We start from the raw sequence: 14525 nt of genomic DNA on the forward strand, positions 1-14525 counted from the left end.
CACCCTATCATTTAGATATTGATTACTATTTAACTTTTAACCAACTAAATATATCTGCTGGCGTAATTTGCCAATCTGTTAATACATCAAGAACAGTCAATTTATCATTATTATATTTTTACTTCTGGCAATTTATTAGGTTGAAATACCATTACCGATTTATCATTAGAGTCAATAAACCAACCTAATTTGTCCCATGATTAATACAGAAAATAATTTATCAATTACACGGTTAGGAAATTGGTCAGGTGAGAGAATTTTCAATTATCCAATCTGGATAAGTTTCAAATTTATTGGCAATTTCCCTATCTTCATCAACAATAAGCCGTGACCACTCAAATACAGCAATATCTGGAACTAAAGAACGTCCTCCAAATGTGCAGCGTAATTCAGTTAATGCTAAAGCCTTTTGCTCAGGTTCGCTTACCTGATTAATCTCGGTTGATAAACGAGTTTGGATTCTGCTATGTTTTCCCTGCGGCATTGGTTTTTGGTAGATTTTTGCATCAATATATTCACTAGCTGGTTTAGTTTCTGGTAATTGCAGAAACTCTGTTAAAGAAAGATTAGATGATAGTATAACCATAAAAATTACTCCTAAAATAATTTAATTATATCTTTAAAGCTTTGTAGGGTGTGTTGCGGATAATAAAAACGCGATAAATAAGACGCAATAAATCGCCGTCTCTACAAAGGACTGATTATTGTAGAGACGGCGATTCATCGCGTCTTCTGCCTTAATTACGAATTACGAATTACGAATTAGAAAATAATCCCAAAGAACAAATAATCTGAGGTTCTCGCTTCTCCAGTTCTTCTGTCACAATGCACAAACGGTCATCCATGCGTAACGCCACAACTAACTCAGCCAACTGCTGATTATTAATACCACTTCTCAATTGACGGTTGAGAGTATCAATGGCTGACTGTCGCAAAGGATAACGGTAAATCTCATCAATTGCTTTTAAAAGTTCTTCGCTAACAAATAATGTTCCCTTCATTTCGTGAACATAGCTTTTCAGGCGTTCATAACTGCGAAATCTTGCACCAGATGGCCGCCCTAATTGACCACCTGCATTTTTCTCTTCTTCAGCAATTAATTCAGCACCTTTGTTTACTAACTCGTGATGCTGTTTATCTCTCGGTATCGCTGGAGTAGATTCTTCACACGCCGCTACTCGCAGAACTGCTAATTGTGATTGAGTAACGCTATTTCCATCGCGGTCAACATAAATTAAAGAATCATTTCCCTCGGTGGTTTTCATATAAAGCAATACTCCCTCTGGTTGTACAGGTTGCGGAGTATGGGCGCGGGTAGAATAAACCACATTTTGCATTTCTTCAATGGTTTTTTTCAAACCCGGATTACCATCGGTGGCTTTTTTCCAAATTTGAAATGCTTCTGATGTCAAATCAACTTCTGTATCTTCTTCACCATCTAAAACTCCAGATTTCTCGTTGTAGAGGTCGAGAATTACTCGTGCATCATCATCTTCAAAAAAAGCTTCATCAGTTCCCACCACTTCAGCATTTTCTTGCAGTCGTTTGCGGAGTCGTCCCCGCAAATTAATAATCCGTTCTACTCCCTCGGCTGGTAAAAAAGAATAACAAAGAATTTTATCAGCATTTTGGCCAATGCGGTCTACTCTTCCCGCGCGTTGAATTAAACGAATAATTGCCCAAGGTAAATCCCAATTGACGATAATTGCACAGTCCTGCAAATTATGACCTTCACTTAAAACATCGGTGGCTATTAAAACCCGCAACTCATCTGATGATGAAATTTGCTCACGTTTTCCATTACTCACAGGGCTAAATCTTCCTGTCATTATTGTCGGGTCTTTAGATTGTCCCGTTACCCCTGCGACATTAGTTATAAGACTAGACTGCAAATTATCTTCAAGGTAGCGGACTGTATCGGCAAATTGTGTGAAAATGAGTACTTTATCTTGAGGGTGAGTTTTTGTTAGCAATTTGATTAAAGCAGCTAGTTTTTCATCTTTTTGAGGATTCCATCCGCCACACTGTTGCAGTATATTAATCAGTGCTTTAGCATCTTCTAGCAAATCACGTTTCAGTTTTTTAATATCAAAAAGTGTAGAACGCAACCACTTAAATCTTCGTTGATATCGAGTTCTATATTCTTGGTAAATTGATTCTGCTCTTTGACGAAAAACTTTTTCTGTTTTCGATGCCTTCTCATCTTCATTTGGAAAATCTCTCTCCTGCAAGAAGAGAGGCTTTGAATTCTCCCCATTCTCTAGTGTTAGGTCAGAATCATCATCTTCGGTTTCTGTATCAAACAAAGCTGCTGCTACAGAATCAGCATCTTCATCATTATTACTTGTATCTAATAACTCAGCTTCCTGAGTTCCAATGGGAATATCAAACCCCTGCTCTAAGGCATATAAATAAATAAAGTTTCGTAAAATGTGACGTTCAATTGATTGAATAAAAGCAACACCGCTACTTTCTAAACGTTTAAACAAATTAGTGCGAGAAAAACCCATTAACCTCCTACCGCCACGAAATAAGCTATTAATAAAGCGTTGCTCGGTGTCTGTAGGTGGCTCTTTGTGTTTAGCAATAACGTAATTTCCTAGCCCATAACGAGGTAAATTCAGTTGATTAATTACTTCTACAACTAATTCAGAGTAAAGACGCGCATAAAAGTCACTGCTAGAACTTTCTAGAGGAAACTTGAGACTACAAGGTAGACGCTGGGGGAAATAAGAACGTCTCCCATCAGAAAATTCTAAATATTTTCGCCCTGTTTCATCTGTGTGGGCATAATTATCTTTAATAAAAGAGCGAGTGCGTCGCACCATGTAACGCTTCATCAATTCTCGCCAGTCGTCAGGGTGTTCGCTTTTCTCAAAAGCAGCCAAAGAACGGACTGAACATTGATGCTTTCTAATAAACTCTAATTCTCCTATTGAACTGCCACCAAGTTCATTAATTAAAGCTTCTGGTCTTAATCCTAAATCTTGGTCTTCTGGCACAAATAGCCGCAGTTGGGCGGAAAGGTCAAGATAACTTTATTGTAAGAGTAGCTGATAATAAAATACATTTACTTTCGTTAGTTGCAATATATTCTGTAATTGCTCGATAACGTTTTACCTTCGCGGTTCCGTAAATTGTGACTTTCATCAATTAACACAACTCGGTAGCGCCGCAGTTTTGGTAACTTATTTTGTACTTGGCTAATTGGCATAACTTCGGCGAGTAACCGATAGTTATTTGCATATTCTTGCCACATTGACACTAAGTTTTTTGGGCAAATAATTAGTGTTTCTAAATAACAATCTTCTTGTAAAATCTTGGCAAGGGCAGTTCCAACTAAAGTTTTGCCCAAACCGACCACATCACCCACTAATACGCCACCACGCCTAGTTACATGACGGGCTGCTAGCTGTACGGCGGCTTTTTGGAAATCGAATAAGTTGTTAAATTCGTGGGGGATACGGAATTCTGAAAGTCCTGCGATCGCTTCATGGGATAAGTGGTAAGCTATCTTCAGGTAGATGTAGTAGGGTGAAACTAGCTCTTGCCTAGCCCAACTCTGGTCAATAATTTCTGCTAATTCTTGGGAAATATCTACACAACCGTAATCTTGCCAGCGATCGCTAAACCACTTTTGCAGTTTATTGCAAGCATCGTGGTCTAAAATATCAACATTCAACTCCCCTTGTTTCGCCAGTCCGGGAAGGGTTAAATTACTACTACCCAAGAATCCTACTGTGGGAGTGTTCGGGTCATGACGATGTACAAGATATAACTTGGCGTGGAGAGAATGGCGCAAAAACAGTTTAATAATTACCTTCTGAGTTTTTAGCTGATGACTTAACCGCCGTAACCCTGCTTCATCCTGATTAGTCGGCGCACCGATAGTCAACTGCTGGCGAAATTCCGCCGCCATGCGTTTTTTAAACCGCACAATGCTACTGTTATCAATTCGTCCATCACCACTAACAAGGCTAAATGCCGCATGAACTTCATCACTGGGTAAGCTTTGCATCCCAATTAGCAAACGACAACAAGCATTTTCACTACCAACATACTGTTCGACTAAATCATCAATTCTTCGCCAACCTCTGAGGTTGAAATAGCCAACACAAAAATCTGCCCGATAAGAAATTTTGAGGGTTTCTCGTAAAATCGGTAGCAGTTGCAATCTATGTTGTCAAAAATACGGGGCATTATTTAAAACTCGATAAATATTTCGTACATCTGTTATATAAGTAAAAAATTTTTATAGCTATTCATTAGCTTCAATTAAGGCTAATTCTGAATTTAAGGGTAAAATTACTGTAAATGTAGTGCCGACTCCAACTTCACTTGTGACACTTATTTTACCTCTATGAGCATCAACGCACTTTTTAACTATTACTAACCCCAATCCAGTACCCTGGATTGATTGGGCATTTGAGGCTCTGTAGAATGATTCAAAAAGTCTAGCTTGATCTGCTTCGGGAATACCAATACCTTGATCTTGAATATTAAAAATTGCTACTTTCTCAATTTGGTCGCATATTAAATTAAACTGAATATTACCACCTCGTGGAGAATATTTAACAGCGTTTGAGAGTAAATTTCCAAGCATATAACGTAAGAGTTCTTCATCCATCACAGCGAATGTATTCTCGTTATGACAGGCAAAAATAATCTCACACAAACTACTTTCAGGAATCGAAAAATCTTCGATTAACTCTAGACAGAATTGCTTTAAGTTAAGGTGAGCAGGGTTGTATATAAGCTTTTCCGCCTCTGCTCGTCCCATAAACAGCACTTCTTCCATGAGTTTTTCCATAGATTGTACAGCACCTTGAATTCGCTTCAAATAGATAGCTCTTTTTGCATCTGTTAAATTTGCTCCTTGCATTTCTATGAGTTCTACTGCTGTTTGAACAACAGTCAGAGGATTACGGAACTCATGAGATACGGTAGAGATAAATAGGGACTTGAGACGATTAACTTCTTGCTCCTTCTCCAATGCTTGCTCTAGCAATTTTGTTTGCTGTCGTTCGCTAAGATCCCAGAAAACAATTACTACACCATTTATTTGGTCAGGTCTTCGCTTCAATGGTGAAGCACTATCGCCAATTGGAATTCTTTTGCCGTTTTTTGTAATTAAAGATGTGAATTCTGCTAAATAAACAACCTGTTGCTCTCGCAGCACTTTTGTCACAGGATTTTCTAATGTAGCCTCTGTAACTTCATTGACAATATGAAAAATCTTCGTCGCTTCATGTCCTAAAGCATCTTTTTGTTGCCAGCCAGTCAGTGCCTCAGCAGCAGGATTCATGAATGTCACTGTTCCCTGCTCATTAGTAGCAATTACAGCATCACTCATTGAGTTTAAAAGGGTTGCTAACTGATCTCGGTTTTCCCGTAGTTCACTTTCTAGCTGGTGTTTTAAAATCGCAATTTCGATCGCTATTTTTAAATCTTTTGTAGTAAATGGTTTAACAACATATCCGAAAGGTTGGGTAATTTTTGCTCTTTCTAAAGTATGCTCATCACCATAAGCGGTTAAATAAATTACAGGTACATCTAACTGCTCACGAATCTTACTGGCAGTAGTAATACCATCCATTTCACCTTTAAGAATAATATCCATTAATATTAATTCTGGTTGAGTTTCCAATGCCTTAGCAATGGCAGCTTTTCCAGATGAAGCTGTACCCGTAACAATATATCCTAGTTGACTTAGTTGGCTAGCAATAGTTCTAGCCACAATCACTTCATCTTCAACGACTAAAATTCTAACTTGACCCATTTGATATTTACTAATGCAAAGTTAACTGTGTGAATTCGATTTTAAATATTGTTCCATGATTGCGTTCTAGAATAATATTGCCTTCTAGTTGTTCTGTAACCAAGTCATGTACTAAGGACAGACCCAAAGATTCGGTGTTTCTCCAATCCAAATTATCTGGTAAACCAATCCCATTGTCTTGGATAATCAGTTCGATCTTATTACCAATATTATGTAAAATAATAGTGATTGTACCTTCTTGTTGGTTGGGGAAAGCGTGTTTGAGAGCATTAGAGATTAATTCGTTAATAACTAATCCACACGCAATAGCTTGGTCAACATTCAAACTTAATGGACTTATATCAGTTTCTAAACTGATTTTTTCTGGCCATAGTTGATAAGAAATTAGCAAGCTTGCAGCCAGATTTTGAATATATTCGGCAACATTGATTTGTCCAATATCGGCGGAAGTATACAAATTTTTATGAATTAGAGATATTGACTCAATTCGGTTTTGGCTTTCTCGAAGGACTTTGATTGCTTCTGGATCTTTGAGTGTTTGAGACTGAAGTTGCAATAAACTGGAGACAATTTGTAAATTATTTTTGACTCGATGATGAACTTCTTTTAAGAGAACTTCTTTTTCAGCTAAGGCAGCTTTTAGTTTTACTTGAGCTTTTTGTCTTTGAACAAGTTCAGCTTGAGCTTGCTCTAAGATACTAGATTGTTGAATTGCGATCGCTAATTGGACTGTCAGATGATCGAGCAAATCTAACTGATTTTCTTCCCACTCACGAAAATCAGAGCATTGGTGAGCAATCAGTAAACCCCAAAGGTGAGAACCAGGGTTTTGAGAGTTTACTTCTAGTAAAATGGGCACTACTAAATTTGCTTTAACCTCAAACTGTTCTAACAAGCGAATATGACAATCAGTTAGCCCGGCTTCATAAATATTAGCGATCGCTCGTTTGCGTCCTTGATAATATTCCACTCCTGCGCCTGCTTGAAAATATGTATGATGAATCTGGACGTTCAAAGAAACTGTCCATCCACGTTCTACCGATTCAGCCACAATTGTGCCGCTCATCTCTGAGTCCAACTGATAAACTACTACTCGATTAACTCCAAGTAAATCTCGCACTTCTTCAACTGTTGCATTCAGAATTTCGTGGAGATTCAAAGATTGACGAATCCGTTGAGCAACGGTTCGCATCAATTGCTCTCGCTCGGCTTGAGCTTTTAGAGCTTGTTCACTTCGCTTACGTTCTGTGATATCTTGTCCAATACCGATAATTTGACTATTTGAAAGGTAAACATTAGTCCAAGATGTATCCAGTAAACCACCATCGCGCACCTGAGTTTTAAAGTCACCCCAAATGCGTTGTGCAGACTGCATAAAATTAATTACATACTGTCGATATTCAGAATCAGGGTATAACGCTTCCAAGACATCACGAGTTTGAAAATCTTGAAATTTCCAACCTAGAATATTTTCCCATTCTTGGTTCACCCACTGAAGTTTGCCATTGGCATCAATGAGGGCAATCATCAACGGGATACTCTCAAAAATTCTCTGCAAAAAGTCATTTTGCTCTTGGAGTTGTGTTTCCGCATTTTTTCGATCATTAATATCATAAAAAACTGTTAAAATTGCTGATTCATTGTTGAAACTTAAATATTGCAGTGAAGCGATCGCCCAAAAATAAGTTCCATCTGCTCTTTTTAATTGAAGTTCATAGTTATGAATAAATCCCTGGCTGTCGAGAATTTTTAATAATACTTCTAAATCTGCTAGGTTATGATACAAATCTAATAAGTTTTTGTGATTAACTAAATCCTCTTAGAGAAAACTGAAATGTTTGAAGCAACTCTGAGTTAGCGTATAAAATCAACCCATCAGACACACGCGAAATAATAAATGGAACAGGAATGGTTTCAGAAATAACTCGAAATCTGGCTTCACTTTCCTGAAGATTTATTTCTATTTGTTTGTGTTCTGTAATATCTCTTATATTAACCAACTGAGCATTATAACTGCCATATTCTATTGGATTTGTGAAAATTTCAACATCAATAATCTGTCCGTCTTTTCGCCGATGTTGCCATTGTCCAGCCAAGTGTACATTAGAGGAATTTTGCCCTAAATAGTCCATGAAGATAGGGACATCTTCTGAAGGGCGAATGTCAGTTATTTGCATTTGCAAGAACTCTTCTCGTGAGTAGCCGTAGTGGATAACAGCAGCTTCATTTACATCTAAAAATTGCAGATTATTTTGGTTATATACCCACATTGGGTTTGGATTTTTAGAGAAAAGTAGATTAAAACTTTTTTGGCTATCATCAATAATTTTTGCCCGATGTAACTCTAGATGCCTAATTACTTGTTTAGCCAACTGTTGTAATGCTACTTGCTCTTTAATACTTAAGTTTCGCGGTGTAAAATCAATTATAGAAAGACTGCCTAATGCAAAGCCGCTTGAAGTAATTAGGGGAACTCCAGCATAGAAACGGAAATATTGATTTGATGTTACAAAGGGATTTGTCGCAAATCGTTCATCTTGCAAAGTATCAGAGATAATTAATATTTGACTTTGCAAGATAGTATAAGTAGCAAAAAAACTGCATCGAGGAACTTCCGATATAGTTACTCCAATTTTTGACTTGAACCATTCTCTTTTTGCATCGACTAAGCTAATCAGAGCGATGGTGCTTCACAAAAATTAGCAGTTAGTTGAGCTAGTTCATCAAAAACTTCTTCTGGTAGCGTATCTAAAAATTTGATATTGATTAAGCACTTCTAGACGTTGGCTTTCATTTTCAGGAAATAGCATTAGTAGTTGTATGACAAAAACTTTGTTAAATACCAAATTTAAGCAAATTACATTTGAAAATAACTAACTTTAATATAAAATCTGCGAAATTAAATAAAATTGTCTTTTCATTCATACTTGTAATACGATATTAAATTATTTAATACTCATTAACTGTGAAATTGCACAAAAAGACTCGCTCAAGCAACTTGTCTTGCAAAAGCTGATTTTGTGCAGTTTTACCAAGAATTAGTTAAAGTCTATGCTGAAATGAACTAATCTTTTACTCTACGAGATTTTTCAGATATTTATTTTTTGTAGGAATAATTTACTCCATTTGAATAGGTACTTGGCGCTGTTTAAAGGGTGGGTTAAAAAAATAATATTCACCATCAGTATTATTAGCAAACTATGGGCACTTTTTGCAACCTCATCGATAATATAAATTTAGCAAGGGAGTTCACTTACCCATAAGTTATAAAACAAGCAAGAATATGGGGAAAAGAGGAGATCAACAAATCCTAACTGGAGTTTACAGGGGAAATATTACTACACTAATATTCCAATTTGTATTATTAGATAAAACCACATCTAACCCCAAAAAAAGATTGAGATTTTTTTGTCACGGTAAAATTTAAGTAATAGTGGTAGTATTGTACAATTGTTTAGGTAAAAAAATTGACAAAGTGAATTTGCTGGCAATATTTGAGGTTAAAAAACCGTAAAGAGTTTATATTCCTATGCAGAAGCAAGCTACGCGTAACGTCTCGTAGATAAGAAGTTAAAAAATATTTGTGGATTTTGTATGATGTGCAGTTGTCAGTGCTATATTTTATCTTGGGCGTCCCAATGTAGTAATATATAAAACAGCCTCATCAGTAGGGATACCCAAAACTTCATTTACTTGGTCATCAAAAAATCCACCGATTCCGCTAACGCCTACATTGAGATGCATTGCGGCTAAATTCAGGCGTTGTCCCAAATGGCCTGCATCCATGTGTAAATAACGGTAAACGCGATCGCCATATTGTGCGATCGCAGCTTTCAAATCGGCTGTATGAAACAACACTGCTGCTGCATCCCGCCCTAATTCTTGTCCCAAACAGAGAAAATGTAACTCTCGGCGAAAGTTTTTAAACCGAATTTGGCGTAATTCTTGAGCTTTAGGTGCGTAATAATAACAACCCGCCTCTAATCCTTTAACTCCGCAAACAGCAATGAATGTTTCTATTAAATTCAAATCAAAATAGTCTGGAGAAATATCTAAACTTTGGTCGATGTAATTTTGCGGTTGGTAAGTGAAATCGAGTAAACTTTTCAATTCATCGAAGCTTAAATCATCACCATTATAGGCGCGGGTAGAGCGCCGCTTGTACATAGTGATTTCTAGTTCTGACAGCTTTTGTCCCCACTCTATAGGTGCAGTAGTGGTAGGAATTTTTAAACAGAAAGGAAAATTGTATTTATCCTCCAAAGATTTTTCTTGTTTAATAACTGGTAGATTGAGATTGCCAGTTATACCCAATTGAATTTGGGTGTGTTGATGGAAATATGTCAGCAGTTCACCATCGGGGATTTGAGGATAATTGGTTTCGGTAGCCGAAGGTAAAGCAGTACATCCCAATGGCAAATTTTGATTGACATCTAACAAGTCTGCCAGAGGTAAGACAGCGATCGCACCTTCTTGTTGCGGATCGACATAAAGCAGGTCGTTAACTGATTCATCCACAAAACCGCCGATTAAGTGGGGGCGATAGTCAGTAATCGCACCAGCTAACTCGATATTACCCAACAGGTGTCCCGTATCCAGAAAAATTCGACGGTAAGCCCGATCTTCATAACGCCACGCAGAACGATAGAATACCGCAGTAACAATAATTGCCAATTGGGTATTTTCTAAAGAAGGATGCCAGAAACAAGCAGCTTGGAGGCTTTGCCAAACATCATTTTCCCAATAATGCATGAGAGAATGAGTTCGACACTGGTAGTTATACAGACCCGGCGGTAATAACGACGTACCACGGGAAACCACATAAACCTCAGCAGGGTACAAACCACCTGCACTGGGAGCAGCACGTAAATACACTGCACTACCCATAGAAGGCATTTTTGCCGTCAATTCCATAGCTGCGAAACAACAGCCGTGAAAGTCTTTGCCACCATTGAGCATCCGGGTTATTAGCATAAGCCTCTGGTTTTTCTTGGATATAGGGTTTGAGATCAAAAGTAGAGCCAATTTTGTATTCTTTAAAGGGCACTGGCTGTTTAGCCCAGTCTAACTGCTGACTTTTAGAGGCTAGAGTCTCAGGGTTGTATTTAGTCCGTTCGTGATAGTGCTGGGCAATCGATTGGTGTAATTCTGGCATAGTACTTTTAATATCCTTGGGGCATCCTTTTCTTGATCTTGGCATTCATTAGCCTCATTATTTCGTGTCAATTGGTACAATCCTCAGAGTCACAAAGTGGTAAACGGTAACAATTGGATTAGAGATTAGAGATTGGGCATGGTTATTCTCCTCTGCTCCCCCTGCCTCCCCTGCCCCCTGCCCCCCCTACTCCCCACCTTCCGCAGTACCATATAAACGCAAAACTATCTACATCTGGATGTGCAATGATGCCTGTACGTCAAACTTTATCAAAGTCTGATATCCAACTTTCTTATTTAGAGTGGAATCAAGGTCAAGAACCTTTACTGCTGTTACATGGCTTAGGCGACCATGCTCTGGTGTGGTCTAGTTTAGGAGATTACTTGGCGGCAGACTACCACATAGTTGCACCAGATATGCGCGGACATGGCCAAAGTAGTAAACCAGAGATAGATTATAGCTTTGAGAGTGCGATCGCAGACCTTGAAACACTCATGGATCATCTTGGATGGACTTTTGCTCACATTGTAAGTCACTCGTGGACAGGAAAATTAGCCGCCATCTGGGCAAGACAAAATCCAAAGCGTTTGCGGAGTATAATTCTGGTCGATCCGATTTTCATTTGGAAAATGCCCAGTCTTCTCAGAGTAACTTTTCCGGCATTGTATCGCTTCTTGCCTTTTCTTAAAAGCATGGGCCCCTTTACCAGCCATGAAGAAGCCGAACAACAAGCACGGCAATTAAAGCAATATGAAGGATGGAGTTCCTTGCAGCAGCAAGTTTTTCAAGCAGGGATAGAACAAAAACCCGATGGGAGTTGGGGCAGCAAATTTACCATAGCCGCCCGCGACGGGATTTTTGAGGCAGTCATGGAAGTACCCGGTTTTACAATTCCCATTGACACCCCTGCCCTATTCGTCCAGCCAAAACAAGGACTCAACCGCCAAAATTGGCAAATCCAACCCTACAAAACCTATCTTAAAAACTTACGCATCTGCCAAGTTCCCGGTAATCATTGGCCATTTTTGACACAACCAGAGGCATTTAACCCAACAGTGGCAGCTTTCTTGGCAGAACACAGATAGAAAATCTCATGATTATTGGACGGGATTATCATACAGCAACATGAAGAATTAATAGGAGCGATGTTTAGGGGGATTGGGTATGGGGCACTTGTACTGAGCTTTCCTGTTGGCGCAGCATCTCATAAAGAAGTATTGAGCATTAGTTATTCCCACTATTTCCCCCATCTCCCTCATCTCCCCACTCCCCACTCCCTCAGATTCCACACTCATGAGCCTTTGTATCAATCCCGTTTGCTCTAAACCAAATCACCCGAATAATCATCAAAACCGCTTTTGTCAAAGTTGTGGTTCCCATCTGGAATTGCTAGGGCGTTATCGGGTGACGTGCCTGTTGAGTGACAAAACAGGGTTTAGTAAAGTTTATGAGGCTTATGAACAAGATACCCCCAAAATTATCAAGATACTTAAACAGGATCTATCAGGCGATGCCAAAGCAGTAAAACTATTTCAGGCAAGAAGTAACCGTGTTGGAACAACTCAACCATCCCGGTATTCCCAAAGAAGATAGTTACTTCCACTATCAAACCCGAAATGGTTTAGTGTTGCATTGCATTGCAATGGAAAAAATTGCTGGCTACAACTTAGAACAGTGGCTAAAGCAGCAGAATTGCCCCATATCTCAAGAACAAGCCATAGACGTGGTTAAGACAGTTGATAGAAATTTTAGATGTAGTGCATGGTAAAAAGTATCTACTCGAGATATCAAGCCATCTAACATCATGATTAGATACCCCTTTGAGAAGGGTTGGGGAAATCTAGTACTATTTGATTTTGGCACTGCCAGTGAAATTACTCAAACCTATCAAGACCAACTCAGCAACGGCGACCAGATGACAGCACTTATGTCATCTGGTTTACAGCGCCCCAGAAACAAATGAATGGTCAAGCAGCACTCCAATCAGATTTCTTTGCTTTGGGACGCACCTTTGTATTTTTGCTGACAGGGCTACCATCCTTTGGAAATGTATGATGTCCAGCACAATTTGTTGCACTGGCAAAATCATGCCATTCATATTTCACCCTTACTGTTGAATTTAATTGATTGGCTAACAGCATCAGATATAGAAAAACGCCCTGCCAATACTCAAGATATTTTGCATTCCCTAGAAGAAATCGAAAATCAATTTACAGAAATCAATCTTAAAGATACTAATACACTCAAAAATTCTCAAATTGAATATTTATCTGCACCTATTAATAACAATCTATCGACGCAGACAGGAGAAATACTGCCTTCTGCCTCCTGCGACCAGAGAGAGGAAGGATTTAATACTCCCACTGAAAAAGAGTTCAGGGCTGCCAAATCATCCGAAGTCGAATCCCCGGATGATTTAGTCCTCTTATCTCCTTCAATACCTACACATAAGCAACCAGAAAAAGTGCCCCTATTAGCATTTTTTGCAGTTATGTTAATAGCTTTAGGATTACTTAGTATAGTTACTTTAGCAACGCAAAAATCTGATTTTTCAGAAATATCAAATTATAGACAATATCCCGAAAAAAAAGGTAACGTCGATTATTTTGATTATAAAGTAGGTAGAGATAGTCAGGGAAGGGTAGCTGAGTTTAATATAGCGGTTTTATCACCAGAATATAAATGGCTTTTAGGTAGTAATTTTCAAATTAAATATAATGATGAAATTATTAGTCTTGACCTTTTAAATTTGAACTTAGAGCAAGGAAGCATAGAGAAGATAATGGAAGCTCCTAGTGAGATTATTTCTGTAGGCATAGCTTCGTGTAAAGGTGATAGACCAGTTCAAGAACGTATGGCTTTAGAACGTTCTAAGCAAATACAAGTTTTAGTGAAAAAGTTATTTATTAATACACCAAGCGTTAAAGGTTATCGCCTATTAAATTTGGGTCAATTTCAGCGAAGTGAGTGTAAAGAAACTCAGGATATCACTATATATCAGAGAAGCATTATAATAATTGGGGTCAAAAGAGAATCATCAGGCGTGATTCTCGACGAGGCACTACGGGATAGATTAGAAAAGAAGCCTTTTGCTGATTTCAAATTAGAAGATTATTCTTTGGGGTCGGCACAGAAGTTTAAGACGATACCGAGCAATTGAAAATGGCGGAGAATGCGATTGCCCCCTTCCTTAATACGGCAGTGAATCGCCTAAACAATCCAACCTCTGCCAGCATTCAAAAATCCAATTTGTCCCAAACCATTATTACTACGTTATTTTCCCATTTCTCTAACTTCAAAAAAAAGGTGTCAACCCCCAGTTATTTATTACCGCAGTACAATTAAGATGAAATATACGCCTTTGGTTAGAATCAACGAGCAAATGCCCGAACTCAATTATCTAATTGCAATGGACGCTTGCACAATTACTGGAGGAATGTTTAGTGTTGATTCTCCTTTGGCTGTGTGCGGTGTGAATAAGTTAATGAAAGTGGATATTTACATTCCCCTCTGTCATTTCAGACCGAAAGCCGTCATTGATCGAATTATCAAATTTAGGAAAAATCATCGCACTCTGGAAGCATAGAGGAA

3 protein-coding genes and 5 pseudogenes are annotated in these 14525 nt (G+C 38.4%); 3 read left to right on the top strand and 5 right to left on the bottom strand.

Annotated elements, in window-relative coordinates; all coding sequences use genetic code 11:
- Positions 1–25: 25 nt before the first annotated feature.
- The 5 genes and pseudogenes from ANSO36C_RS34770 to ANSO36C_RS07150 form a co-directional block, all read right to left on the bottom strand.
- Positions 26–586 (bottom strand): annotated as a pseudogene (locus ANSO36C_RS34770) (Uma2 family endonuclease).
- Between the two features lie 169 nt (positions 587–755).
- Positions 756–4200: pseudogene (locus ANSO36C_RS07130) on the bottom strand (helicase-related protein).
- Between the two features lie 58 nt (positions 4201–4258).
- Positions 4259–5779 carry a hybrid sensor histidine kinase/response regulator gene (locus ANSO36C_RS07140; protein WP_251958971.1) on the bottom strand — a complete coding sequence of 507 codons (1521 nt, stop codon included), beginning with the start codon at positions 5777–5779 and terminating at the stop codon, positions 4259–4261.
- A gap of 10 nt (positions 5780–5789) precedes the next feature.
- Positions 5790–8589: pseudogene (locus ANSO36C_RS07145) on the bottom strand (PAS domain S-box protein).
- An 811-nt stretch (positions 8590–9400) separates the two neighbouring features.
- Positions 9401–10934: pseudogene (locus ANSO36C_RS07150) on the bottom strand (SagB/ThcOx family dehydrogenase).
- A 245-nt stretch (positions 10935–11179) separates the two neighbouring features.
- On the opposite strand from ANSO36C_RS07150, the gene ANSO36C_RS07155 reads away from it, so the two are divergent.
- The 3 genes and pseudogenes from ANSO36C_RS07155 to ANSO36C_RS07165 all read left to right on the top strand — a co-directional run bounded on the left by ANSO36C_RS07155 (position 11180) and on the right by ANSO36C_RS07165 (position 14520).
- A complete protein-coding gene (locus ANSO36C_RS07155) occupies positions 11180–12019 on the top strand; it encodes an alpha/beta fold hydrolase (protein WP_251958972.1) in 840 nt (279 codons plus the stop codon).
- A 208-nt stretch (positions 12020–12227) separates the two neighbouring features.
- Positions 12228–14094: pseudogene (locus tag ANSO36C_RS07160) on the top strand (protein kinase domain-containing protein).
- A gap of 186 nt (positions 14095–14280) precedes the next feature.
- Positions 14281–14520, top strand: coding sequence for an NADH-quinone oxidoreductase subunit B family protein (locus ANSO36C_RS07165; protein ID WP_410174678.1), 240 nt, complete (start codon positions 14281–14283; stop codon positions 14518–14520).
- Positions 14521–14525: the final 5 nt, after the last annotated feature.

This window comes from Nostoc cf. commune SO-36 (assembly GCF_023734775.1).
Classification (GTDB): Bacteria; Cyanobacteriota; Cyanobacteriia; order Cyanobacteriales; family Nostocaceae; genus Nostoc; species Nostoc commune_A.

What these genes read in the sequence shown, in the direction of transcription:
- ANSO36C_RS07165 (WP_410174678.1), top strand. Translation starts at nt 14,281, where the DNA reads ATGAAATATACGCCTTTGGTTAGAATCAACGAGCAAATGCCCGAACTC.
- ANSO36C_RS07140 (WP_251958971.1), bottom strand. Translation starts at nt 5,779, where the DNA reads ATGGGTCAAGTTAGAATTTTAGTCGTTGAAGATGAAGTGATTGTGGCT.
- ANSO36C_RS07155 (WP_251958972.1), top strand. Translation starts at nt 11,180, where the DNA reads ATGATGCCTGTACGTCAAACTTTATCAAAGTCTGATATCCAACTTTCT.